The following is a 24,941-nucleotide window of genomic DNA, read 5'->3' as shown; positions in this document are numbered from 1 at the left end:
AAAACTGTTTTTCTTAATAAAATAATATTCCAGATCTCTCTCCTTCAGGAATGAACTCTCTCCTTCCACCACTACCAAACTCTTCATTAACATTAGCAAAATCGAAACAAAGATCATCATCTGAAAAAGCTATTTTAATATATGGATTCACCACCCAAGCATCTCCCCTACTTGAATGTGCAGCCATACAAATACCTGCATAAGCCGGCATATGTTCAGTGTTCAAAGCAGCATTCGGATAGTTAGGACCTCTTAACTCAAGTGGACCAGATTCATCACTCTTATAACTAAAAGTATTCGGATAACCACATTGGTCCTGTAGGTCATATCCATAGAACCCCAACCTACCACACCGCTCCTTGTGTTGATTCTGCGATAAAAACCAACCACTTAATCCAGCTTGAGAATGTCCTGTAGCTAACCCAACGGTAACACCAGCAGCAATACCCGCGATAGCAGCCCGTTGAGAACCACCAAAATGCGTTTCCATAGCAGTTGGAAACTCTTCATAACAACCTAGAGCATAGTCATTCATCTCAGTTGCTAACCCACTAATTACATCCATATCAAGGGGTGCATTAGATAAATCGTTATATCGCTCAATAACCAGTTCTTCTCCATAATATACAAAATCATCAAGTATATCATCTGTGTAATGACAACAACCATCCTGCGTGAATCCAACTCCACCAGACATATACCCACCTAAATAAAGCTGGTCATAAAGCATTGCAGATAACGCTATTGTTTCGAGTGTTGCTCTTGATGGGTCGTCTGGTTCTGTTCGGAATGATTGTGCTATGTCTCCCATGTATCCGAATGGTATTCCGCCTGGCTCGTTTTCTCCTCTTGCTCTTCTTCTTGGCATGGCGCTTGCCATGTTGATTACTTTGGAGTGTTTGGATGCGTATGCGAAGTCTGCGATTGCGGCTTCTCCTGCACATAGGCTGTAGCTTGATATGAATGCCATTGAGCTTTGCATTGCTGCCCATCTACGGATTGTTGCTCCGTCCATGACTCGTGTTACGATTGTTGGTGCTCGAATTGCTTGCCATAGTGAGTCGCCTACTGCTTCTTTTAGTTGTTCTGCTTGGTCTTCTGGGAAGTTTTCGTTTATGTCGATGAGTAATTCGTCATCTATCTCGTCTGCTAGTTCGTCGTTTCCTGTGAATACTTTGACGTATGCGTCTCCGGTTACTCCGGGGTTACATTCAGCCATGTGTTCTTGGACAACAGCTCCACCGGGCTGGGTGTGGTTGAATACTTCTAGGTATTCGTTTATGGTTTCTGGAGTTACTTCGACTCCTAGTCTTTTCTCCATTACTTGGTGAGCGGTATCCAATCCAACTATTACAGTTCTCTGGATATCGTCCCAAGCTTGTTGCATTGCGGCGTTGTTGATTATGTGTAGGTCGTCTGGCTCAACCATTGTGTCTGTATGGCTAAGCTGGTAGGGCATTAATACACGCTGTCCTAATGGAACACCTATATCTTCGTTCAGTGATGGTGTTCCTCTTTTCTTAGCTATTTCCGCTCCTCTTTCTTGGAATTCTTTTTTCCTTTCGGATTGTTGATATCCACCTAGGTCGTAGAAATGTGTTTTACTGTCAGTAGGTTCTTCTTCGAACTTATTCTTAAGTGCTTTTATAAATCTTTTCTCTTTATCAGCCATTATTAATCTCTCATTAGTATATTTAGAGATATTAAGGTAATTATGGAGTTGGATAAAAACTGTCTTTTGGTTTTAAAAATTGATAAAGTCTCTATGTTTGCTTGGGTTTTTGGTTTAAATATGAGTTATAACGATATTTATATCTACGTGGTTTTGTTGGTTATTATGATTTTTTAGAAATAGATTTATGGGTTTTATTTCTGGAAATAGAATAAAAAAAATAAAAAAAGAAGGGGGAGAGTTTATGGTGAGATTATTCCAGATCTCTCTCCTTCTGGGTCGAACTCTCTAAGTCCACCGCGTCCTATTTCTTCGTTTATGTTTGCGAAGTCGAAGGATAGGTCGTTGTCGGAGAACGCTACTTTGATTATTGGGCTTGCTACCCATGCATCGCCTCTGGCGTAGTGACCGCCTGCGGCGATTCCTGCGTAAGCGCTCATGTGTCCGACGTTCATTGCGTAGTTGGGGTAGTTTGGTCCTCGGAGTTCGAATGGTGCTCCTTCGTCGCTTCTTATGGATAGGCTGTTTGCGGATCCACACTGATCCTGTAGGTCGTATCCATAGAATCCGAGTCTTCCTGCTCTCTCTTTATGTAGGAGTTGTGATAGGTACCATGCATTTACTCCGGCGTTTGCGTTTCCTGTTGCCATACTGGTTGCAACTCCGGCTGCTGCAGCGACTACTGCTGCTCTTTGTGATCCTCCGAAGTGTGATTCCATTGCTGCTGGGTAGTCTTCGTATGCGCTTAATGCATAGTCTGTCATTTCGGTTCCGAGTTTTTCTACGTTTTCCATTGTTGGTTCTACGTTTGCGAGTCCGCCGTATTCTTCTTCGATTAGGTCTTGTCCGTGGTATACGTAGTCATCAAGTATATCATCTGTGTATGTTGCTGTTGCGTATTGTGTGAATCCAACTCCACCAGACATGTATCCTCCGAGGTATAGTTGGTCGTATATTACGGCTGCTAGTGTTATTGTTTCGAGTGTTGCTCTTGATGGGTCGTCTGGTTCTGTTCGGAATGATTGTGCTATGTCTCCCATGTATCCGAATGGTATTCCGCCTGGCTCGTTTTCTCCTCTTGCTCTTCTTCTTGGCATGGCGCTTGCCATGTTGATTACTTTGGAGTGTTTGGATGCGTATGCGAAGTCTGCGATTGCGGCTTCTCCTGCACATAGGCTGTAGCTTGATATGAATGCCATTGAGCTTTGCATTGCTGCCCATCTACGGATTGTTGCTCCGTCCATGACTCGTGTTACGATTGTTGGTGCTCGAATTGCTTGCCATAGTGAGTCGCCTACTGCTTCTTTTAGTTGTTCTGCTTGGTCTTCTGGGAAGTTTTCGTTTATGTCGATGAGTAATTCGTCATCTATCTCGTCTGCTAGTTCGTCGTTTCCTGTGAATACTTTGACGTATGCGTCTCCGGTTACTCCGGGGTTACATTCAGCCATGTGTTCTTGGACAACAGCTCCACCGGGCTGGGTGTGGTTGAATACTTCTAGGTATTCGTTTATGGTTTCTGGAGTTACTTCGACTCCTAGTCTTTTCTCCATTACTTGGTGGGCGGTATCCAATCCAACTATTACAGTTCTCTGGATATCGTCCCAAGCTTGTTGCATTGCGGCGTTGTTGATTATGTGTAGGTCGTCTGGCTCAACCATTGTGTCTGTATGGCTAAGCTGGTAGGGCATTAATACACGCTGTCCTAATGGAACACCTATATCTTCGTTCAGTGATGGTGTTCCTCTTTTCTTAGCTATTTCCGCTCCTCTTTCTTGGAATTCTTTTTTCCTTTCGGATTGTTGATATCCACCTAGGTCGTAGAAATGTGTTTTACTGTCAGTAGGTTCTTCTTCGAACTTATTCTTAAGTGCTTTTATAAATCTTTTCTCTTTATCAGCCATTATTATTCACCATCCATTGTAGAAGGATTATATCCAGCTAGTGTTCTTAGCTTGTGTAGTCTTTGTGTGAACTCAACTACTTCTCCATCTTCTGAGAACGGTGTTCCGTCCTCTCTAAATATACATGTTCTTTCAAGTAGGTCTTCTTCGCTCATTGGTTTTCCGAAGGTTATTGGTTGGTCGAGTGGTACTCCTATTTGGTCTTTTACGTATTCAACTTCTCCTGTCTCATCGTTGAATTGGTATCTTTGTAGTGCGTCGAACATTAGTCCGTTTTCGTCAAGCCTTACAGCGTGTCCGTGAACTGTTGCGCCTCTTAGGCCTGTTTTTGCTGGGTCGAATACTTCTGTTGTTAGGAGTTCTTTGCTTATTTTTTCAACATCTCTTTCTCGTGCTTCTATTACTTGACGTCCTGAGAGTGTCCCGGTATCGATTCCTCGATATCTTGTCATGTACATGTATGCTCTCATGAATGGTGGGAGCGGTGCGTTGTATACGGAGTCTGTGAATTGTACGTATCTAATTCGGTCTCCCGCTTTTGTTCCTTCGGTTGGCTCAACCATTTCTCTTATTGGACAGTCTGGTTCATCAAGCTCATCAAGTGGTGGATGGACGCTTTTAAACGCTTCTCCTGGTTCTCGATGGCTTAGTAGAATTGTTACATCATCATCTGATATTTCTCGTAGTTTTTCTAACTCGTAATCCGGATCCATGTATTTTCTTCTGTTTTCTGCAGGTGTGGTACTACCTGGGTACCTCTGGGCTTCGTAATTCATTATATTTCACCTCATGTTTTCAACATTTTATTTATCTTTATTTTCTTTATCTGGTTTTTTACCATATCTCATATATTCAGTCACAGTGGGTTTTGGTTTTGTATATTGTCCTGTTTCGATGTTGTAGTCGCACGATATCTTTTGATCGCATATCTCTGTTATATCCCCTATTATAGGGTCTATGTCTTCTTTGTCGGCATCTAAGTCGAGTATTATTCTTCCCACTCTAACTTCGAGATCGGTTTCTTTATCCATTATTTTTATTTTCTTCCTTTCTGTGTGTGGGTTTTCTATTCCGCTTGCAGGTCCATATGGTACTCTCTTTGGTATTTTTGGGCCTGTTACAACGATCTGTCTGACTTCTTCGATTTTTGAGAGTTTTGTTATTACTTCACTCGCGGTGTCTCCGAGTAAGAGTCTGTCTGGGAAAATCTGGACCTGCGTTGGCATTTTTAGGCCAACTCCCCCTTGACTTGTGTTGCTGCTTTAGCGATTTCGTCCATTGGTGTTCGGAATTCTGGTATTTCTCCGAATGTATCGAACTTGAGGCTTGAGGTTGCTTCTGGTGACATCATTTGTGTTCCTGCGTCTAGGGCGACACCTGCTGATATAGCTGGTATCATTGCGCCTTTTGCGTGTCTTGTAACGATGTGGTTTCCTTTGAATATACCTGGTCCTCCGCCGCCGTATATTGAGTGTGAGAAGAACGACATTCCTACTGATGTACCTTCTGCTCTACCGAAGTCTACACCTGGTAGGCTTGTTTCTCTTTCAATTAGGTTGTTGTAGTAGAGTATTGTTGATGGTACGGCTTGAGCTGCTCTCATTGCACCACAGTTTACCATTATTGCAGCCATCATGCCGGCTGTTGCGTATGCGTTCCATAGGGCGCTGTCATTTGTTTTGTAGACGTCGTATCCTGATGGTAGGTTTTCTTTCACTTCTATTACTCCATCATCGAGTGCTCTTCCAACTATGGATTCAACTACGTCGCCAACTGTTCCATCTGAAGCGTTTTCTTCTACTATGCTGTATACGATGTTGTCTGCGTTGAGTCCACCGTATGCGAGTTCAAGTAGTTGTTTTCTTTCGAATGATCCTACTGCGTCTCCGGTTTCGTACATAGCTCCTTGTTCGAGAACCATGGATAGTGCGGTTGCTTGCATAGCGTTTTTCTGTGTTGAAGCTACAACGTCGTTCACCATTATGTTTCGGAGTGCGTATCCTATCCCTTCGTTTCTTTGTGGTATGTCGAGAAGTGTGTCGAGGTTTGATCCTGTTAGTTCGACTGTTTGTGGGTATCTTCCCCAAACTGCAGCGTGAACCATGTTTGAGTCAAACATATCGACATCGAATGTCTCTACGACGGCTTCAGTCACTGCGGATGCAGTTGCTGATAGTCCTGTTGTATATTCTACACCAGCTTCGAATCTTTCTTCTGGTACTCGTATAAATAGTCTTTCTCCGTCAGCCACTATTTCAACGCTTGTGTCGTCATCTTCTTTGACTTTAATTTTCTCTTCAACTGCTTTTGCTATCTCTTCAGCTTTACTTATGATGTCTAGGTCGAGTTCTCTTCCTTTTAGTTGAATTCCGAGGCCTCCAACCTGTCCAGTGCTGAGATCTTTCTCCATTCCTGCTAGGTCTGCTACAACCATGCGTTTAGCTAGAGAAAAAGTCTTCTTAATTGCATTGTTGTGCAGTGGAGATATCGCCTTCAGCGGTACGTCACTTTCGAGGAGTTCACCTCTGTCACTATATAAATCGATGTTATCTTCCATTGTTTTTTATCCTCCTTAGAAATTACTCACCTAGGATTTTCAAATGATAACTTATATATTTTTTTGTCAGTGTTAAGAAACTACCTTAATAAACATTATAAATTATGTATATCTCTCAACGAAAACGCCTTTTTTCGGCAAATCTTTAATTTCTATATCAAAACCTTTAAGTAGGGGGTTTAAACCAAGAATTAGTTGATCTATTTTTCTTCAAACCTACAAAGATGAGCTAACCACACTATCTATCAAACATCCCTTATTAACCTTTGCATCAAATCCTCTTCTTCTTAAAAAATAGCAAATCTAAGCCTTCCAGGAGTTTATATTAGCTATTATGACTCACTATACCTATTTTTAGTCGAAAGCTCCCTTATAAATACTTAATAATATTTTAAGCACAATTCACATCACCTATAACCTCATTTCCAATACACTTCCATACTACTCTCAAACCGAAGGCCCTTTTCCTGAAAGACCAACGCAGCGAACGGACCAAAAAGGATGAGCTAACTATGGTTTGGGGTTGTTAACTACAAATACACTATAGATAGGTCTATCTATATTCTTTCCTTGCTATCAGGTCTATATTTCCTTTGTTAAAGAAGAGGTTTTAACCTTGATACAAAATTAGGAAATTACCTAAAGAATTAATTTTGTTCAACGAGATATTTTTGAGTATGTTCCCTATCAATAGGATGAGGCGTTTGAGAGATAAAGAGTCAACTAGGCGACTTATGTCGGAAACAAAGTTAACGACAGATGACCTTGTTTATCCTCTATTTGTTGAGAATCGAAGTGAAAGGTTAGAGATACCCAGTATGGATGGAGTTTATAGATATCCAATAGAGGATGCTGTAGATGTTGGTAAAGAGGTTGAAGATTTAGGTATACCTGCTGTTATCTTATTCGGTGTTCCTGAAAAAAAAGATCGGTCGGGGTCATCCGCTTGGAAGAAAAATGGCGTTGTCCAGAAAACATTGCGGAAACTTAGAGATGAAACCAATTTAACATTGATTTCTGATGTTTGTTTATGTGAGTACACAGATCATGGACATTGTGGCGTTATAAAAAATGAAACTGTAGATAACGATGAAACTTTAAAATTACTATCAAAAACCGCAGTTAGCCATGCTGAATCCGGTGCTGACATTGTTGCACCAAGTGGCATGATGGATGGAATGGTTACCACTATAAGAGATGGGTTGGATAAAAATGGATTTAATTCAACAGCCATACTAAGTTATTCAGCTAAATATGCATCCAGTTTCTATGGGCCTTTTAGAGACGCAGCTGAATCTACACCAAGTTTTGGAGATCGAAGAGGATACCAAATGGCTGTAACTCAGAAAAAAGAAGCAGTAAGGGAAAACAACCTAGATGTATTAGAAGGAGCTGATATGTTGATGGTTAAACCAGCTATGCCATACCTCGATATAATAAAGACAACCTCAGACCAATTTGATTTGCCATTAGCAGCTTACCAAGTAAGTGGTGAATACAACATGCTGCGTGAAGCAGTTAAAAACAACACAATGTCCGACAAAGTAATCGAAGAATCATTACTATCCATAAAAAGAGCAGGAGCAGACATAATAATCACCTACTTTGCAAAAGAGATAGCCAAAAAACTCAAAAAAACAGATTAACTAATAAAAAAGTTTATTTACAACTCGATGCTTGGTTTATAAAGATATATTGTCTCTAACCTAGAGCTATATTGTAATGTCTATAAGAGAATGTCTATAAGAGCTTTTATTGATGTCTGTTTAGTGTTATCTTACATAATATACGTTGGGGTTTATAATGGTTATTGAATTGATTGGTTTAATTAGTTGGGATTGGTTTTTAGTTTCGGCTTTGATTTTTCTAGTTGGTTATGTATTTGCTTATCCAGTTTGGCGTTGGAACATTAATGTCTTAATTAAGTATCCTGTTTGGGTTTGGGGTTGGGTTAAAAGAAAAATTGGGCCTCAAGACCATTGGTTTAAGATCTTTGTCTTTATTTTTGTTTTTAATTCTTTTTCGTTGTTGGTGAACTTCCTTTCCGGGTTTTTAGTTGTATTACCTTTTGTATTAGCTTTTTTCTTAGGCCTCCATCTTGGTGTAATATCAATGAAAGAGTTTGGAGAAATAAGTTTTGCAATGATGTTTTTAAACCCGGTTGCTTGGCTTGAGTTACCTGCAAGCTGGATCTCATTTGCAATTGGCATAGATCTTGGATTAGAAATTTTTAGAGAAGGTTTTAATTTAAATCCATTTATAGAACTCCTACCGGTTTTTATACTTATTGTAATACCTTTCTTGTTGATGGCCGCTTCACTTGAAACTGCCTTAATCAAAAAAATAACAGGAGAAGAAATGGAAAGTTTCAATTAATCTTCAATGCCGAACCCCCCTTTTCCTAAAATGAACAAGGTAGGTAACATAGTGGGTAGGGCAATCAGGGTAATCAAATACGCCTTAAAATCAGAGACAGTTGCACCGAACCCTTGGATATATTCCTTAATCTAATATGTCAGAGGCCGCTTCCACTGACAAACAACACCATCAACAAGCAAATCATTAAGATGACCGAAGTGGAGGTGTTGTTAACTCAAATAATAGGTTTGAAATACTAAAAAATAAGAGTGTTTTACTTATAAATAATTTAATTCCCTTTTTTTGAAGACTGTTAATAATGGTTTAAATAGGTTTTTTTAGATTCTTGCTGCGAACATATATTCAGTTGTTGTTTTTAGTTTTCTTCGTAGTTCGATTACTTCGGGGCGATATATAAATAGTTCTTCTTTGTTTTCGTCGATTTCTTTGTCCAGTAGCTCTGCTACTACCTTGCATGCATATTTTCCAGATATTTTATAGGTTCCTTTTGCGTGTTTTCTGTTAATTTCTATGTATATGGGTAGTTTGAGTGTTTCCCAATATCTCTCCGGAATTATCTCTGAAATCTCTTTTATTTCTTCTTTGTTGATTGTGAATTCTTCTCCTTTCCGGGTTTTAAGTTTTATTTCTGGGTTTTTCGTTAGTTGCTTTAGGCTAGCTCTTCTCTGGGGTAAATGGTTGTTTAAGGCTTTGATCTGTTTCATTAAGATACGTTTATATCTCTCGGACTCTTCACTTCCACCTGTTTTGCCACCAAGTCTTCGTCCTCTCATCGTTAAACCTTTTTGTTTGGAGAAGTATCAAGTTTTTATTTTATTTAAGTAAACTAATATTAAACAAAACTATTGAAAAAAGTTTTTTAAGTCTACTTGATTCTAAGGACTTTTTTTTATCTTGTTGGGTTTTAAAAAAATAGATATGAATTTATTTTAGGTGGGTTTTTGGTTGAAAATTAGGGAAGGGGAAGGTGTTTCCCTCTCGGTTTGAGAGGGTTGGATCGCTGTGTTATTGGAACAGCGCTCCAAGTCCTTCTGCTGCATCTTCTTCTGCTTCTTCGTCTTTTTCTTCCTCTGCTTCTTCTTCCTCTGCTTCTTCTTCCTCTGCTGTTTCTTCAGTTGCTTCCGCTGTTTCTGTTGCTGGAGCGGAGGCCACTTGGGCCATTTGTCCACTTTCTATTGCTTCTTCTATATCGACGTCTTCAAGTGCTGCTACGAGCGCTTTTACTCTTGAATCATCAACTTCTACTCCAGCTGAACCTAATACATCGGATATTGATTCCTCTGTTATTTCATTTCCTGCTGAATGAACTAGCATAGCTGCATATATGTACTCCATTTTTATTACACCTCCATTGATTTAATCTTCATCGGATAAAAAGTCTTCACCAATTTTTGAAGAGATTGTGCCTGCATCTATGTTGGCTTTTGCTACCAACTTCTTTAGTACTTCTGGCTCGAATATTTCTGATTCGATTCCTACTGCGAGGGCTTCGGTGTATGCTTTCTTTATTAATGGTTCGATGGTTTCTTCTGTTGGGTATTGTATGTTCATTGCGAGTGCTAGTGATCTGGCGTGTGCTTGTGTTATGTCTTCTCTGTATTTATCTATGTCTATTTCGAGTGTTTCTGGTTCGAATATTGTTGCTTCTTCGACGACTGCCCTTAGTTTTAGGCCGACCTCCATCGGCTCGATGTCGAGTTTGCTTAGTACGTCGGCTACTTTGGCGTTTATTTCTTCTCCTTTTTCGACTATTGTTGTTGTGTTTTGTATTACGACGTCTCCACCATCTATTCCGGCGGGCAGGCCGGCTTGTTGTAGGTCACTGAGGACAGGCCCTGGTTCTAGGGAGGTTGGGCCTTCTTCAATCACTATGTCTTTTTGGGCTATATCGCCTGCTGAAGCTGGTGCAGTTGTTTTACTCTCTTCAAGCATGTTGTAAAGTTTAAAAGGATTAATATCTGAAAATACGAGTGAAGTCTGTCCCTCTAGGTATTCTTTTAGGTCTTTAATTCCTTCTTTTTCTGCGTTATTTAGGGCGATGTTTATCAGGGTGTTTTTACTTACCCTTAGGTCTGCCTTGCCCCTTAAGTTGCTTCTCATTTCTTGTAGTTGTCGTGCTGGGATTCCTCCAATGTCGACTATGCCGACAGCTTGGCTTGTATCTATTCTTGTTGATAGGTTTGAAACTTCATTTATTTTCCATTCGGCTACTTTGCTACTCATTTTAAATCAACTCCACGGATGGCCCCATTGTTGTTTTTATGTATACGGAGTCTATGTTTTGTCTTGCTTGTGGTAGGTCTCTTTCTAGTCTTTTTAGCATTGTGTTTATGTTTTCGGTTATTTTTTCTTGACCGAGTTCTACGGTTCCAACGGGTGTGTGGAAGGTTGAGCTTTCTCCTGATCGGAGTTTAACTGTGTTTTTGAGTCTCTTTATTTTTGGTTCCACTTCTTCACCTGGCCTTACTGGGTCGGGCATCTTTCCTCTTGGACCTAGTATTGGACCTAGTATTTTACCTACCTTTGGCATTAGGTCGGCTTCGGCTAGGAAGAAGTTAATTTCTTTTGCAATTGTTCTTGCTTCAGATTTTTCTTCTCCGAGTCTTTCTAGTTCTTCTGGAGTTATTTTTTTATCTGCGTTTTCAACATTCAACATTTGGGCTGAATTACCTATTACGCAGACCTTTACATCTTTGCCTAATCCGTTTGGAAGAACTATCTCGAGGTCTACTCTGTTGTTTGGGTCTGAAAGATCTAGGTTTTTAAGATTTATTGCCATATCAACGTTTTCTTTGAAGCCCCTTTCAGGAGCTAGATCGATTGCCGTATCAACTTTTTCTAAGATTTCTTCATTTGATATCAAAGTTAAACACCTTTATTTAGAGTGAATCTATGAATTCCTGCGGTTCTTTTCCATCGACCTTTATCCCCATAGATCGACAAGTACCTGCAACTTCTTTCATTCTCTGTTCGGTATCTTTACCTAAGAGGTCTTCTTTTTTCATTTCAGCAATTTTCTCTATCTGATCTCTTGATATATTGGCGCTGTATTCACTACCAGGATTACCACTAGCTTTCTCTACGCCTGCTTCTTTTTTCACCAAAGCTGTTGTTGGGGGTTTTCCGACCTCTATCTCATATTCTTTTGTATCAGGATCTACCTTAAGCGTTACAGGGATCTGCATTCCCTCGAAATCCCTAGTTTCCTTGTTTATGTCATCCACTACCTTCTGGATATTAACACCTAATGGACCTAGTTTCGGTCCTAGAGGTGGACCTGGACTTACATTTCCAGCATCAACTAAAGCATTAATTTCTTCCATTTTAATCTTCTACCTCCTCTTTCTGATCTAAAACTCTTACGTGATCTCCCTGTACAGTTACAGGTATAGGGACCATAGCCTCGAAGAGTTCGAGAACTATTTCTTCCTTAGCTTCATCAATCCTCTTAACCCTAGCTTTCTCGCCTTTAAACGGCCCCGCGATTAACTCAACGATATCACCTTCAGATATCCCTGAAACCGCCGGCTTCGGAGTGAGGAAATGTTCAACCTCTTCTAATGGTATCTCTCCCTCAACTATACCCCGTGAATGAGGTATGCTCTCAGAAGCCTCTATTAATATATCAGACCTAGGGGCCTCCACCAACGCATATCCCTTAAGAGAGCTAGGAGAGAGAACTGCCCTAATATCAAGTTTCTCTCTCTTAGCAATCTGATATATCATGTCACCAACTGCTTTTTCTTGATTCGCAGTTGTCTTAAGAGCAAATATCTTTGACTCTTCTTCATCGCTTTCCATATCTTCTCTCAAAATTTATCCTCCAACTATGATGAGGTGTAACTTCATAAATACGACCCAAAACGGACCCACTCCAATAAAGTAAAATAGGAGCGATAAAAATGTGGTATTCATTTCTCCGAGTTCTATATAAAATTTTTTGATTTAAACGACCACTAAAACCAATTAACGTATGAAATGACTCAGAGGTTTAAAAAACCAAAACCTTAACCACCAATTGTTTTTCCTAAAAAACAATAAAGATAGTGGTGTACCTATCGATTGATAGGTTTTTTGATTTTACGTTCAAACTAAGGCTAAGATTTTTTGGAAGGATGATATAGTTATGGACAGTTATCGAAAACAATGGTTAGGATATATCTAAATGTATTTAGACGTCTGGTTCGTCAAAACGTCTCCAAAAAACAACTTTGGATAAAAAAACGCTTATTTTTTGTCACTCTGGATGTGAAGAAAGGGGGGTTGTGGCAATGCGACCTGAAAATAAAGTTGGGTTGACACCAAAAATTTCTCTGAAACCCTTTCCTTACTCTTTAGGTCAGGTAGTATGTCTCTTCTATCTGTTTTCTCAGTTTTTTTAGTTTTGGCTGAATTCTTTGAATTTGGTTTGAGGGGCACCACATATTGGACATTTTTCTGGGGGTTTTTCATCAATTGTGTATCCGCATCTTGAACAGACATTTATTAAGTTTATTTCGATGTCTTGTCCTTTTTCGACTTTATCTCTAGCTATTTTGTATAGTTTTGCATGTTCTTTTTCAGCTCTCATTGCCCAATTAAAAATTCTCATTGCTTCAGATTCTTCTTGGCTTTTAGCGACCTCGTAATATGAGGGGTACATCTCATTGGTTTCAAATTCTTCACCGTGAATCGCTTTATCTAGATTGGTTTCTGTATCTCCTATTCCGGAGTGCATTGGTGCTGTTGAAGCTTCAACTCCATCTGGAGATATTTCAAGTAGATTTCTTGCATGTATTTTTTCGGCAAACACTACCGCATCGAATAACAAAGACACATTTTTAAAACCCTCATCCTCTGCAACCTCTGAATACAACATATATCTAACATAAGCCTGGCTTTCGCCAGAAAAAGCATTTCTAACATTACCATAAGTCATCTCTTTCATAAAAAAACCCTTAAACAAAAAATAGTTAATTAATAAATATATAATTACCCAAAAAACAAGATATCGATATATTGTTATAATGTCTTTGTATCCTGTGTTTTATTGAGGTTTCAAATCAATTTATACATTAAATAAAGTTTTAAAAATACCTAATATATATTTTTATATCTTTAAAAATAGTTTAATTATATTAAAGTGTTTATTAAACTTTTTTTACATATATAAAACTATTTAAGGAAGTTAAACATATTATTGATTAAGTAGTTTAGGTGATGATTATTGTCCAGATTTAGTTTTATTGGTGTTTTTATCTTTTCTGTTTTATTTATTTCTATATTTATCGGGTTTAGTCAGGTTCCAATAACTTCATCAATAAATGATGGTTTTCCTTCTGTAGATGATGATTATCGTATTTCTATTGAGGTTTCTGTAGATAGTGATTTTTCAGATTTGGGTGATGAAGATTTTGTTAGTTGGTGGATTGCTGCAGACAGTCATGTAGGCCATAGTACCTATGGTCAAGAACTTGAGACTGCTGTGAAAGACGTTAATACCTTTAATACTAGTTTTGCAGTTATTTTAGGAGATCTTGTACATGATGGAAGTGAGTTCGTCAATCAGTTTGATGAAGCTATGAATATGCTTAACCATAATTGGAGTTATATTCTTGGAAATCATGATTTTGACAGGGAAACAGGGGAGCCTGTGAAGGAAGTTAATTATTTTAGAGAGGTTGTTAATGGGGTTCAGATAATTGGGCTTTCCGATGAAGATGGTGATCGAACACATACAAAGGTTATTGGTTCTGATCAAGATAGATGGCTTAAAGAAACTCTTGAGGAAAACCCTGAACTGCCAACAATTATGTTGACTCATCACTGCCCTATCGATAGAGCAGTTACATCTTTTGATGATTGGTTAGGAGATGGGATTGAGGAATACAATATAGTTTTATGGATTTCGGGACATGCTCATAAATGGGATTACGAGGAGAATATCGATGGATATGGATTTGATCGGCTTAAAATCACCTCTCTGTATCACTGGGGTTGGTGGTGGGCCGATGAAGAACAAAGTCTTTTTTTATCGATAGAAAGAATAAATGAAGACAAATCAAATATTCATTTGGAGTTCAGAGACCACAACTTGGGTCAATGGATATCTGTAGAGGAGATGAAAAGCTCTAATGTTTCATTAGTTGTAGTAACGCTAATTTTGATTGTCTCTATTACACTTATATATGGATTTTTAAATAAAAAATAGATTTTGATATTTATAGAATGGGGGAGTGCAATCTCCTCTCTCTTAGGAGGAAGGGGGTCTTAATGCCTTAGTTATTATAAATTATTTTTTTTATTTATTTTCTTAATAGGTTGGAGTTTTCGTCTTTGGTTGCGTAGTATATCAATAGGAGAAATGCTATAGTTGCAATGATTATTATGTTAATAATGTTTGTTTCATATAGTAGGTTTAATCCTAAAAACGAGTCTATGGCTGATATGCCTAAGCTTGGTGCTAGAAATATCAAGCCAAGTATCATGTAACTTTTCGATTTTAACAGGTTACCATCCCCTCGAACAGATATTATATGTTTATTGTTTTATACTTTTTTGAAGATTTCTAAAACGTTTTAGTTGTTTTTATGTATTTTTTTTAGTTTTGGTTATTTTTGGTTTAGGGTTATCTTTGGTTTGTTTTTTGTGTTAATGTTTTGTTGTTTCAGGAGATATTTGTTTAGTGGTGTTTGTTTATGGTTGATAGTGATGTGGGTTTGTTTGGTGGTTATAGGGAGGGTTGTATGGCTATTAGTTCTAAGGCTGAGGTTGGTTCTGTTGATGGTGTGAGGGATAATGTTGGTTATTATCGGGATAAAGGTTATGATTTTGTTCCGATTCCGTCTGAGGGGTTGTATTTTTGTGTTGAGGATGAGGAGTTTAAGGAGTTGGATGAGGAGCAGGTTCTTGAGAGTGGTAATGGTATTCTTGATGCTATTCAGTATCTTGATAGGTATCCATTTGTTTTGATTGAAAGTGGTGATGGTTTTTTTATAATTACTTTGGCGGACCTTAATAAGAGGTGTGTTAGGGAGGTTGTTTATCCTTTAGTTGTTGATTTGGAGAAACGTCTTTCTGAATTGATTGTTATGAAGTATTCTGACCCTGATGCCAGTGAGCTTATTGCTAGGTTGGGTGATCACACCGTTGGTCATTGGTATAAGGCTAAGTTGGAGGGGGTTGAGCTTCATGTGGCTGAGTATATGTCACTTTCAGATATGGTGAATGTTATTCAAGGTGATAAAGAACTTGTTTCTGAATGTGGTTTTTCTTCTAAAACCCAGTTTAGAAACCATTTCAGTGGGCTTATAGATCTCCGGAACAAGATTATGCATCCTAACCGGACTCTTTTCAATTCGAAAGAAGATGTAAGTCGTTTTTTAAAACGGGTTGAAAGAATAAATGATGTTTTGGGTGATTTAGGTTGTGGATGTGAGTCACCTACTCACCGCTGAAGAGGTGGGCTTCCGCGCTGCACCGCTGTGACTTTCTCACTTACCTAAAATAGAGATTTAGGAAGATGGTTTCTTGGATAACGAGTTTAGACCGTTGTTAGGTGGTTTGGTTTGGGTTGGTTTAGGTTAGTTTAGGTCTGGGATCCGGTAGTTTTTTTCTAGGTTTTGGTAGTTTTTTGGTGGTTTGCCTTTTTTTAGGTCTTTTATGTGTTTTTCAGCGTGTTTGATTAGGTATTTTATGAAGTAGTTGAATATCTTTGTTTTTAGGTAGTTTCCGGTGGGTGTTAATATCTCGTTTTTTTGTTTGATGAGGTTTTGTATTGAATCGATGCTTTGTTCCATGCATTCTCCTATTAATTTCCAGTGTATTGGATCCATGTTTTCTGCTGTAAATGATTTGTTTTTTGATAGGGCAGAGCCTTCCATTGAAACAAAATTTAAGGGAACTATGATTTTGGATGTATGTTTTATGTCATCAAGTAGGTCTAGGGTTAGTTTTATGTCTTCATTTGTTTCTTCAGGCAAGCCGTACATTAGTGTGCAGGCTGGGAACCAGTTGTTATCGTTTAATAGGCCTAGGGATTGTTCTACTATTTCTGGCCATTTTTCTGGTTTTGAGGGGAGTGGTTTTCCCGGCATATATCTATTTATGAGTTTAGGACTACCGGTTTCTATACCGGTCTGTGTTCCTATTATTTTTTGTTTTGGTAATGCCATGCATATGTCCGATATTTCTTTAACTAATTCTTGGTTGTGGTAAGCTGAAGCTAGTGATATATGGCTTGTTTTTATTGATTTTACTCTTTCTAGTTTGCTTATCTCATTGAATAGTTTTATGACTTTCTTGGGTTTGGGAGTTATTTTTTTGGTTCCATATCTAAGTATGTCCTCGCTGTGAAGCAGGGCGGTTTCAATTCCTGCGTTTAGATTGGTTTCTACATCTTTTACTATATTTTCTATTGGTTTGAATCTGATTTTTTGCATTGCTGGTGTGCAGAAATCGCATCCACGGCCGCATCCACGCATGGTTTCAACCAATCCATGTATTGTAGCGCCTTTTAACAGCGGTATTTGTTCTACACTGGCTTCTTCACCTTCTATAATTTCTGGTAGTTTTTCACCTTCTAGGATTGATTTAATTGTTTCTAAAATCTTGGTTTCTGCTTCTCCGAGGTATACGTGGTTTATGCCTAGTTTATCCATTATTTCTTTATCTGCAACCTGCCAAGCAGATTTTCCTCCAACGATTATTTTTTTATCTTGAACTACCGGTTTTCTAATCAATTCTAGGAATTTAACTCGGTTTAATGGAGGTCCCGTTTGGAGAAATTCGACAAACTCTGAGGTAGGGGGGTTTATTCCAAGTATGTCGTGACCTCCAATAGCTATTATTTCTGTATTTTCTCCAACAACTTTTTCAATATCCTTTGGATGTACTACTGCAACTTCTTCTCTGCTAAATCCATTTTCTAATAATGTTGATTCAACTATTCTTAATCCATAATCGGCTTGAACAGCTCTACCTTTTTCTCTAGGTACAGGTGGAGCTACTGTTTTGAAGTATAACCATGTAGGAAATATACCTGTGGGCATACAGGTGGAGAAACCGATAAAGACTCCGCCGCTGTAATCACTCATCATAGTTTCATCTGATGTTAACACAACTTTTGGACTGGATTCAGGTTTGTTTGGATCAATGATTTTTTTAAAGAAACTCAAGATACGGCCTCGTGACATCCTCCCAAACGCCTGATGGTGTTGGGCTTCCTTCAGCGTTTCAGAAGGTTCTGGACTCATTGGGTTTTCGCCTCCAAATCATCTCCAGTTCGGGCTATGTCATCTATTGCCCCCGCCATATCTTGCCAGAATGTATCTGGCTCAATGGACTTATCGCTGTGTTGGGATATACCCTTCACAGCAATGTTGACTGACGCATTGAACTCAGCGTCAAGTTCATCATCACACGTAGAGCACTTGATACGTTGAAAGGAATCGTTATACGGTCTCTTGACCTGTTTATTACATTTATAGTGAAGTCTTGAAGTGTTCCATTCGGTTATCTTCTCACCATTTTTACCTGTTTCATTCAGTTTCAGCACACACTGGTCTATTATCCTGCTGAACGACCAGTGTTGTAGCAGTTTTCTACCCGCTTTATCGCCATTTCCTTTGTACTTGTTGTATCGTATATCTCTTGGATTGCCGAAGAACACTGTTGTACCGTCTGGCAACAGTTCTGCGAACTGTTTAGCCATTTTCCTGTCATAGTCCTCAGCAACTCTCTCACGCTTATTGCGAAGTTTCTTCAAAACTTCGTACTTTTCTTCTCTACGCAGATGACTTATCCTGTCGTCAAGTTCTTTAAGCCGTTCAAACTTATCGTTCTGCAAGATGGTGAACTGTTCTACACCGTTATCATCTATCAGCACGGCTGATAGGTCTCGCTTGATCCCCAAGTCCACACCACACACAGAACCTGTCCGAACGGTGTCAGATTTATACTTACAAACTATATGAACTATATACTCACATTCTCTTTCAGGATGATGAACAATCTCGAAAGTCTTAATCTCCTCCGCCTCTTCGAGCTGTTCTTTGTGCCAGTCAGATGGATTAAGCAGTATATCTATCGTCTCTCCTTTCTTTAGTGTTGATATGTGAGCAACCCACTCTGTCAGGTCAAGTTTATCCGTCTTTTGCACCTCCCCCGTACGATTATCGAACGGAGTAGGTATCTTTTTCAAAGACTTCTTTGGATTCGGTACAGACGGTTCTCGCTCTTCCAACTTCTTGTACCATCTCGTACCTTCCGTAGCATTACTTAACGCCCACTCCCACCTGTCGTGACTTTTCTTGTATTGCTTGTACATCCATAGAACCTTATCCTCTGCCTGCTGGATGAAACCAGCAGACAACCCTGTCTCCTCACGTACATAATCAGAAAACTCACGTACTCCAGACCTGTATTTTGGAACAATATCATTCTCGTTCAACCTCTCACAGAATAGTTGAACAGCATAGGTCTGTCTCCCTGTCAGGTTATCAAGATACGATAGTTTCTTATCTGTTGTGTCAAAATGAAGTGGTACTTTGACTGTTTTCACGTACTCTGACATTCTTCGATATACCTCCTTATCGTTTTATCCGATACCTTTCCAGCAGTACCCACATAGTATGTCCTCGTCCAAAGACTATCACCCTGTTCTTTCAGCTCTTTATGTTCGTTTCGTACCCTTCTTGAAGATGCACCTTTGACAGCGTTGATAATCTTTGCTGGAGAATATTTAGGTTTCATAGAAACAAAAAGATGAACATGGTCTGGCTGTATCTCCAGAGATAATACTTCTCCATTCATCCTATCTATTATCTCTTTTATTATCTTGTCGAGAGATTCTTTTACATCACCTGTTAAAACATCCCGTCTGTATTTAGGTATCCAGACAAAATGATAGTTTATTTGGTAACGTGAGTAACGGGTTTTCCCCATTATATCACAATAGGTGTATACCCTATCAAATAGTTTACCCTAAAAAACCCCACATTCCTACATCACGACATTCATCCCCCTCCCTGAACGGAGAGGAGACTTCTGTCTATCCCCATCTAAACTAGAGAGAGTTTTCTGGTTTTTCTGTCATGTTTGATTTATTTATATATAGTTAATACAATTTATCATTCGTTTGTTGGATTGGTTTTGTTTTTATCCGTTTGGATGGATAAAAAATATCTATTTAGAGGAGAGTTTTTATTTGTTTGTTTTAATCGAGTTTTTGAGGTATAATATGAAGATAACTTCTAGACATCATATGAGAAGTGATAAAATACGTGATCTTAGGAATGAAATTAATGAGATGTTTGGTTCAGATGTTATAAAACTGGATTCTGATGTTGAGGTTGCTGAGACAGATGAAGGTCATAACTTGATTTTTATTGATAAGGAACCTGTTTTGATGGAGTTTGGTGATGATGTTTTTTTAACTATTGTTGGGGCTCTCAATAATGATGTTGATAAAAGGAGGGTTGTTGTGGATCAGGGTGCAATTCCTTTTTTATTGAATGGGGCTGATTTGATGGCGCCTGGTGTTGTAACTGCTGATGTTGATATAGGGGTCAATGATTTGTTTTTGGTGGTGGAGGAAGAGCATGAGAAACCTATAGCGGTTTGTAGAGCTGTTGAGGATGGTGTGTTTATGGTGGAAAGTGATTCTGGTAAGGTTGGTGAAAACGTTCATTATGTACAGGATGAGTTGTGGGATTTTTTGAAGGATGTTTGAAGATATATTGGGTTTGGGTTTTTTTTCTTTTGTTTATGTCTTATTTTTTAAAAAAGAGGTATAGTGGGGTTGTGTGGTTTGTTGTTTTCTGGATATCTGGTGTTTTTAGGTGTTTAGACAGGTTTGGGGTGGAGTGGCCATGTCTTTAAGTATGACTGGATTTTCTGGTTGGTTCTATTTATGTTTTTTGTTTTGGAGTTTTTATCCGCAGGAGCATACTGTTCTGAATTTGCATGAACTACATTTGTTTGTTTGTTCTTCGTATTTTTCGTAGAGGTCGCATAGGACTCCGTTTTCTTTTACTACGTCGCATATGCTGCATACTCCTTGGAGTACGTCGGCTTCTCCTTGGTTGTATGTTTGTTGTGCGAAGTCTTGGATTTTTTCTCGTACTTCTCCTTTGAATTCCATTTCGTATCCTCTTTTTCCACTTACGTATTGTGAAATTGCGGCTGGGGTTATTCCTATTATTTCGGATACCTTTTGTTGGGACATACCCATCTCTACTAGATCTTTTGAGATCTGTGCTCTAACGGATGGTAGTACGTGTAGTACTATTATTTCGCATGGCTGTTTTGGCATATCAACACAACCTAATGTTTAATCTCCATTTTGTGTTCTTGATTTAATATTTAATGTTAACACACTTAAGTAATTAACGATTGTTAACATTTTTTGTTGGTTGATATATTTTTATTTATTTTTTGATAACCGGTAAATTGGTTAATGTTTAGCTCTATATCTCTATGACTAATCGATTTGAGGGTAATTATTTATGAGAATTGCTGTTCCAAATAAAGGAAGGATTCATAGACCGAGTATGGAGCTTCTTGAGAAGGCTGGACTACATATCGAGGATAAAGGGGATAGGAAGCTTTTTGCAAGAACTGCGGACCCCGATATAATGTTGTTGTTTGCTAGAACTGCAGATATTCCTGAATATGTAAATGATGGTGCTGCAGATATCGGTATTACCAGTCTTGATTTCATTAGCGAGACAGATGTTGATGTTGAGTTGTTGTTGGATCTGGATTTTGGTGTTGCAGAAATCGTTTTCGCTGTTCCTGAGGACTCCGAGATAAATAAAGCAGGGGATGTTGATGATTCTATGAACATTGCGACCGAATTTCCTAACATAACGAGAAACTATTTTGGGGATCTTGGGATTTCTCCTGACATAATTGAGGTTTCTGGTGCAACTGAGATGACTCCTCAGGTTGGTATTGCTGATGGTATTGTGGATCTTACAAGCACTGGCACGACTCTTAAAGTTAATAAATTGAGGGTTGTTGATAAGATATTGGATACTTCTGCACACTTGATCGCTAACAAAGAATCTCTGGAGAGTAATTCTAAGAAGATACGTGAGATTGAGATGGCGGTTGAAAGTGTTTTGAGGGGTCGGAGGAAAAAATACTTGATGATGAATGTCCCGAGTGATAGGTTGGGGTCTGTCAAAGAGGTTTTACCAGGTATGTCAGGTCCTACCGTAATGAACGTTGAGTCTGAAGATGATGTTGTAGCACTTCATGTCGTTGTTGATGAATCTGAGTTATACAAGGTTATACAGAAAGTACGTGATGAGGGTGCTAAAGATATTTTAGTCACATCTATAGATAGGTTGGTTCCTTAAGACCAGTTTATTTGATGTGGTTTTGGTTTATAGGTAGGTATGGTTTGGTGGTTTTTTGTTTGATGTAATTCCGGCTGTTGACATTAAGGATGGTAGGTGTGTTCAACTTGTCCAGGGTAAGCCTGGTACAGGTGATGAGTATGGTGGTCCAGTTATGGCTGCTGAACGATGGGTTGGTTCTGGTGCTCGACGTCTTCATGTGATAGATCTTGATGGTGCTTTTAAGGGTCGTCAAAAAAACTTTGATAGCATTCGGGAGATAGTTGAGAGGTTTGATGTTCCTGTTCAGGTTGGTGGTGGTATACGTAGTTATAGTGCTGTCGAGAGATTGATCGATTTAGGGGTTGACCGTGTTTTTGTTGGAACGATAGCGTTTGAGGATAGAGATTTGTTGGAGAGGGTTGTTGATGGTTTTGGTGAGTCTATTTATATCTCGATAGATGCTAAGGATGGAGAGGTTATGGTTGATGGTTGGACAAAAGGTAGTGGTGTCGAGGTAACTGAGGCTTGTAAGGAGTTTGAGGAACTTGGTGTTGGTGGTTTTCTCTTCACCAACATAGATAAGGAAGGTAAGATGGAGGGGATTGACATCGATAGTTTTAAAAGGGTTATTGAGGCAACTGAACTACCTGTTGTTGCTTCTGGAGGTGTTTCTTCCATCCAAGATTTGGTTGATTTGGATAATGCTGGTGCTTCGGGAGCTGTTGTTGGCAGTGCTCTTTATAATGGTAAACTTGATTTTAGTAAGGCTATAGATATTTTTAGTGGTTGATTTTTATGAAAAAAGCCAGAGTTGAAAGAAAAACCGTTGAAACATCTGTTTTAGTTGAATTTATGGTGGATGGGTCCGGCGATAATGAATTAGATACCGGTATTGGTTTCATGGATCACATGCTTGATTCATTTGCTACACATGGCAGATTCAATCTAGTTGTCGATGTTGATGGGGATCTTGATGTTGATAAACATCATACGATAGAAGACACTGGAATGGTTTTGGGTAGTGCTATAAAAAAATCTATAGAAGAAATCAATATTGATAGATTTGGATTTGCCTCAGTACCTATGGATGAAGCGATAGCAAAAACCTCAATCGATGTTTCGGGACGTAGTTATCTCGTTATTGATATACCGGAGGGAACTGTTGGTGGTGTCAACAATGTTTTGATTGAACATTTCTTCAGGTCTCTATGTGATTCTGCTGGAATGACGGTACATATCCAAGCTGTTGGGGATGACATGCATCATATAGTTGAGGCTGTATTCAAGTCATTTGGTAGAGCGTTAAATCAAGCTTTAAAAGAATCTAGTGGAGTAATCAGTACTAAAGGAACCCTAGATTAAGTTCTAGGGTTTTCAAGTTCGTTTATATAGGTTCTTTTTGTTAGTCTGAGTTGTTTTTTTTATTTATTTTTTCCTGTGTTTTTGTTTTCTATTTTGGTTTCTAGTTCTCTTATTTTTTGGTAAACTTTATTTATTTCTTTTTCTACTGGATCGGGTAGGTCTGCGTGTTTTAGTTTGTTTTCTCTTCTTTTGACTTCTTCTACTGGTTTTGCGGGTATTCCTACGACTGTTGTTTCTTTTGGTACTGATTCTAGTACGACTGAGCCTGCTCCAACTCTGGCTTCTTCTCCAATTTCTATTGGTCCTAATAGGACTGAGGATGCTCCTATCACTACTCCGTCTTTTATTGTTGGGTGTCTTTTACCTTTTCCCATCGATGTTCCGCCTAATGTGGAGCCTTGGTACATTAATACGTCGTCACCTATTTCTGCTGTTTCTCCTATTACTACTCCCGCTCCATGGTCTATGAAGAATCTATCTCCTATCTCTGCTCCTGGATGTATCTCTATTGAGGTTAGGAATCTTGAGATATGGGAGATGAATCTTGCGAGCCATTTTAATCTATGGTTCCATAAGTAGTGGGATATTCGATGCATCCAGATTGCATGTAGTCCGGGGTAGCAGGTTATTACTTCGAATGTATTTTTAGCTGCTGGGTCTCTTTCAAATACGGTTTTTATGTCTTCTCTGATTTTTTTAAACATTTTTTTCCCTTTATTTGGGTGTTTGTGGTTTAGAGTTTGTGGAAAAGGTCTGTTGATATGTATCTTTCACCTGTGTCTGGTAGCATTACTACTGTGAGTTTATCTTTATTTTTTGGTTGCTTGATGTAGTCGAGGGCTGCTTTTAATGCTGCTCCTGATGAAATGCCTGCTAGTATTCCTTCTTGGTTTGCTAGTTTTTTTGTTGTTTTTTTAGCGTCTTCATCTTGGACTGTGATTACTTCGTCTATTAGTTCTGTTCTTAGTATTTCTGGTATGAATCCGGCTCCGATTCCTTGGATGGTGTGTGGACCTGGTTTTCCTCCTGATAATACAGGTGAGTTTTTTGGTTCTACTGCGATTGCTTGAAAATCTTTTTTACCTTTTTTTTCTTTTATGTATTCTGCTACTCCTGTTATTGTTCCTCCGGTTCCTACTCCAGCTATAAAGGTATCTATTTCTCCATCGGTTGCTTTCCATATTTCTTTTCCCGTGGTTTCCCTATGGATTTGGGGGTTGGCTTTGTTTTTAAATTGTTGTGGGATGAATGTATTGGAGTTTTGTTTTGCTATTTGTTGGGCTTTGTTTATTGCGCCGTCCATGCCTTTTTGGCTTTGTGTGAGTATTAGGTTGGCTCCAAGTATTTTCATGAGTTTTCTTCTTTCTTGGCTCATGGATTCGGGCATTGTTAGTGTTAGGTTGTATCCTTTTGATGCACAGATGAAGGCTAGGCCTATTCCTGTGTTTCCGCTTGTTGGTTCTATGATTGTTGTTTCTTTATCTATTTTGCCTTCTTTTTCTGCTTTGTTTATCATTGATAGTGCGATGCGGTCTTTTACGCTTGACATTGGGTTGAATTGTTCTAGTTTTGCTATTAGGTTTGGTGAGAATGAGTTAAGTCTGATTAGTGGGGTGTTTCCAATTAGTTGTGTTATGTTTTCATTTATCTTCAAAAAAAAACACCTATGTTAACAATTGTTAAGTTATTTAATTAAACTTCCCTTAACCTAAACAACAAAAACCAGATAAAAAACATAGAGAAAA

Annotated in this window: 27 protein-coding genes; 8 read left to right on the top strand and 19 right to left on the bottom strand. The window is 38.7% G+C overall.

What is annotated here, in order from left to right; translation table 11 throughout:
- Window positions 1-13: 13 nt before the first annotated feature.
- The 5 genes from mcrA (QEN48_RS04170) to mcrB all read right to left on the bottom strand — a co-directional run bounded on the left by mcrA (QEN48_RS04170) (window position 14) and on the right by mcrB (window position 6,130).
- A complete protein-coding gene (mcrA, locus tag QEN48_RS04170) occupies window positions 14-1,672 on the bottom strand; it encodes a coenzyme-B sulfoethylthiotransferase subunit alpha (protein WP_280107643.1) in 1,659 nt (552 codons plus the stop codon).
- A 242-nt stretch (window positions 1,673-1,914) separates the two neighbouring features.
- Window positions 1,915-3,573, bottom strand: a complete 1,659-nt coding sequence (mcrA, locus tag QEN48_RS04165; RefSeq protein ID WP_280107642.1) for a coenzyme-B sulfoethylthiotransferase subunit alpha — start codon at window positions 3,571-3,573, stop codon at window positions 1,915-1,917.
- Between the two features lie 2 nt (window positions 3,574-3,575).
- A complete protein-coding gene (gene mcrG, locus QEN48_RS04160) occupies window positions 3,576-4,349 on the bottom strand; it encodes a coenzyme-B sulfoethylthiotransferase subunit gamma (protein ID WP_280107641.1) in 774 nt (257 codons plus the stop codon).
- Between the two features lie 27 nt (window positions 4,350-4,376).
- Window positions 4,377-4,799 (bottom strand): methyl-coenzyme M reductase operon protein D, encoded by a 423-nt coding sequence (gene mcrD / locus QEN48_RS04155; protein WP_280107640.1) that lies wholly within the window; start codon window positions 4,797-4,799, stop codon window positions 4,377-4,379.
- Window positions 4,800-4,801: 2 nt separating this feature from the next.
- A complete protein-coding gene (mcrB, locus tag QEN48_RS04150) occupies window positions 4,802-6,130 on the bottom strand; it encodes a coenzyme-B sulfoethylthiotransferase subunit beta (RefSeq protein WP_280107639.1) in 1,329 nt (442 codons plus the stop codon).
- A 677-nt stretch (window positions 6,131-6,807) separates the two neighbouring features.
- Between mcrB and hemB the strand changes: the two genes are divergently transcribed.
- Window positions 6,808-7,776, top strand: coding sequence for a porphobilinogen synthase (gene hemB, locus QEN48_RS04145; RefSeq protein ID WP_280109096.1), 969 nt, complete (start codon window positions 6,808-6,810; stop codon window positions 7,774-7,776).
- Between the two features lie 157 nt (window positions 7,777-7,933).
- Window positions 7,934-8,506, top strand: a complete 573-nt coding sequence (locus QEN48_RS04140) for a stage II sporulation protein M (RefSeq protein ID WP_280107638.1) — start codon at window positions 7,934-7,936, stop codon at window positions 8,504-8,506.
- 320 nt (window positions 8,507-8,826) lie between these two features.
- Here QEN48_RS04140 and QEN48_RS04135 read toward each other — a convergent pair whose 3' ends face one another.
- The 7 genes from QEN48_RS04135 to QEN48_RS04105 form a co-directional block, all read right to left on the bottom strand.
- The gene (locus tag QEN48_RS04135) at window positions 8,827-9,282 is read right to left on the bottom strand and encodes a DUF61 family protein (RefSeq protein WP_280107637.1); all 456 of its coding nucleotides are present in this window, start codon (window positions 9,280-9,282) and stop codon (window positions 8,827-8,829) included.
- Between the two features lie 232 nt (window positions 9,283-9,514).
- Entirely contained in the window at window positions 9,515-9,844 is a 330-nt protein-coding gene (rpl12p, locus tag QEN48_RS04130) for a 50S ribosomal protein P1 (RefSeq protein WP_280107636.1), read from the bottom strand.
- 21 nt (window positions 9,845-9,865) lie between these two features.
- On the bottom strand, window positions 9,866-10,732 hold the full coding sequence (locus tag QEN48_RS04125) for a 50S ribosomal protein L10 (protein WP_280107635.1): 867 nt from the start codon (window positions 10,730-10,732) through the stop codon (window positions 9,866-9,868).
- A gap of 1 nt (window position 10,733) precedes the next feature.
- Window positions 10,734-11,372: a 50S ribosomal protein L1 gene (locus tag QEN48_RS04120; protein ID WP_280107634.1), complete on the bottom strand. Its 639-nt coding sequence runs from the start codon at window positions 11,370-11,372 to the stop codon at window positions 10,734-10,736.
- Window positions 11,373-11,388: 16 nt separating this feature from the next.
- Window positions 11,389-11,832: a 50S ribosomal protein L11 gene (locus QEN48_RS04115; protein WP_280107632.1), complete on the bottom strand. Its 444-nt coding sequence runs from the start codon at window positions 11,830-11,832 to the stop codon at window positions 11,389-11,391.
- Window position 11,833: 1 nt separating this feature from the next.
- Window positions 11,834-12,310: a transcription elongation factor Spt5 gene (locus QEN48_RS04110; RefSeq protein WP_347985129.1), complete on the bottom strand. Its 477-nt coding sequence runs from the start codon at window positions 12,308-12,310 to the stop codon at window positions 11,834-11,836.
- A gap of 577 nt (window positions 12,311-12,887) precedes the next feature.
- Window positions 12,888-13,436 carry a rubrerythrin family protein gene (locus QEN48_RS04105; protein WP_280107630.1) on the bottom strand — a complete coding sequence of 183 codons (549 nt, stop codon included), beginning with the start codon at window positions 13,434-13,436 and terminating at the stop codon, window positions 12,888-12,890.
- Window positions 13,437-13,715: 279 nt separating this feature from the next.
- Between QEN48_RS04105 and QEN48_RS04100 the strand changes: the two genes are divergently transcribed.
- Entirely contained in the window at window positions 13,716-14,699 is a 984-nt protein-coding gene (locus tag QEN48_RS04100; RefSeq protein WP_280107629.1) for a metallophosphoesterase, read from the top strand.
- 94 nt (window positions 14,700-14,793) lie between these two features.
- On the opposite strand, the gene QEN48_RS04095 is transcribed toward QEN48_RS04100, so the two are convergent.
- Window positions 14,794-14,976, bottom strand: a complete 183-nt coding sequence (locus QEN48_RS04095) for a hypothetical protein (protein WP_280107628.1) — start codon at window positions 14,974-14,976, stop codon at window positions 14,794-14,796.
- Between the two features lie 210 nt (window positions 14,977-15,186).
- Between QEN48_RS04095 and QEN48_RS04090 the strand changes: the two genes are divergently transcribed.
- Complete coding sequence (locus QEN48_RS04090) at window positions 15,187-15,945, top strand: hypothetical protein (protein ID WP_280107627.1); 759 nt, start codon at window positions 15,187-15,189, stop codon at window positions 15,943-15,945.
- A gap of 126 nt (window positions 15,946-16,071) precedes the next feature.
- Here QEN48_RS04090 and QEN48_RS04085 read toward each other — a convergent pair whose 3' ends face one another.
- The 3 genes from QEN48_RS04085 to tnpA are packed head-to-tail and all read right to left on the bottom strand — an operon-like array spanning window position 16,072 to window position 19,432.
- Window positions 16,072-17,742 carry a radical SAM protein gene (locus QEN48_RS04085; RefSeq protein ID WP_280107626.1) on the bottom strand — a complete coding sequence of 557 codons (1,671 nt, stop codon included), beginning with the start codon at window positions 17,740-17,742 and terminating at the stop codon, window positions 16,072-16,074.
- The gene (locus QEN48_RS04080; RefSeq protein WP_280107625.1) at window positions 17,739-19,061 is read right to left on the bottom strand and encodes a zinc ribbon domain-containing protein; all 1,323 of its coding nucleotides are present in this window, start codon (window positions 19,059-19,061) and stop codon (window positions 17,739-17,741) included. The genes QEN48_RS04085 and QEN48_RS04080 overlap by 4 nt, the downstream gene beginning before the upstream one ends.
- The gene (tnpA, locus tag QEN48_RS04075) at window positions 19,046-19,432 is read right to left on the bottom strand and encodes an IS200/IS605 family transposase (protein ID WP_280107624.1); all 387 of its coding nucleotides are present in this window, start codon (window positions 19,430-19,432) and stop codon (window positions 19,046-19,048) included. Before tnpA ends, QEN48_RS04080 begins: the two co-directional genes overlap by 16 nt.
- 295 nt (window positions 19,433-19,727) lie before the next feature.
- Here tnpA and QEN48_RS04070 point away from each other — a divergent pair, with 295 nt between their 5' ends.
- Window positions 19,728-20,219: an RNA-binding protein gene (locus QEN48_RS04070; protein WP_280107623.1), complete on the top strand. Its 492-nt coding sequence runs from the start codon at window positions 19,728-19,730 to the stop codon at window positions 20,217-20,219.
- Between the two features lie 201 nt (window positions 20,220-20,420).
- Here the strand turns inward: QEN48_RS04070 and QEN48_RS04065 are convergent, their stop codons facing one another.
- Entirely contained in the window at window positions 20,421-20,801 is a 381-nt protein-coding gene (locus QEN48_RS04065) for a helix-turn-helix domain-containing protein (protein WP_280107622.1), read from the bottom strand.
- 193 nt (window positions 20,802-20,994) lie between these two features.
- On the opposite strand from QEN48_RS04065, the gene hisG reads away from it, so the two are divergent.
- Genes hisG through hisB form a run of 3 tightly spaced genes read left to right on the top strand, consistent with a single transcriptional unit; the run spans window position 20,995 to window position 23,196 of the window.
- Window positions 20,995-21,852, top strand: a complete 858-nt coding sequence (hisG, locus tag QEN48_RS04060) for an ATP phosphoribosyltransferase (RefSeq protein WP_280107621.1) — start codon at window positions 20,995-20,997, stop codon at window positions 21,850-21,852.
- A gap of 55 nt (window positions 21,853-21,907) precedes the next feature.
- Window positions 21,908-22,624 carry a 1-(5-phosphoribosyl)-5-[(5-phosphoribosylamino)methylideneamino]imidazole-4-carboxamide isomerase gene (gene hisA, locus QEN48_RS04055; RefSeq protein ID WP_280107620.1) on the top strand — a complete coding sequence of 239 codons (717 nt, stop codon included), beginning with the start codon at window positions 21,908-21,910 and terminating at the stop codon, window positions 22,622-22,624.
- A gap of 5 nt (window positions 22,625-22,629) precedes the next feature.
- A complete protein-coding gene (hisB, locus tag QEN48_RS04050) occupies window positions 22,630-23,196 on the top strand; it encodes an imidazoleglycerol-phosphate dehydratase HisB (protein ID WP_280107619.1) in 567 nt (188 codons plus the stop codon).
- Window positions 23,197-23,255: 59 nt separating this feature from the next.
- On the opposite strand, the gene cysE is transcribed toward hisB, so the two are convergent.
- Window positions 23,256-23,957 carry a serine O-acetyltransferase gene (gene cysE / locus QEN48_RS04045; RefSeq protein ID WP_280109095.1) on the bottom strand — a complete coding sequence of 234 codons (702 nt, stop codon included), beginning with the start codon at window positions 23,955-23,957 and terminating at the stop codon, window positions 23,256-23,258.
- On the bottom strand, window positions 23,930-24,850 hold the full coding sequence (gene cysK / locus QEN48_RS04040) for a cysteine synthase A (RefSeq protein WP_280107618.1): 921 nt from the start codon (window positions 24,848-24,850) through the stop codon (window positions 23,930-23,932). Before cysK ends, cysE begins: the two co-directional genes overlap by 28 nt.
- Window positions 24,851-24,941 lie beyond the last annotated feature (91 nt).

The sequence above is a fragment of the Methanonatronarchaeum sp. AMET-Sl genome, from assembly GCF_029854155.1.
In the GTDB taxonomy this organism is placed as follows: domain Archaea; phylum Halobacteriota; class Methanonatronarchaeia; order Methanonatronarchaeales; family Methanonatronarchaeaceae; genus Methanonatronarchaeum.
This window is presented reverse-complemented; position numbering and strand designations above follow the sequence as displayed.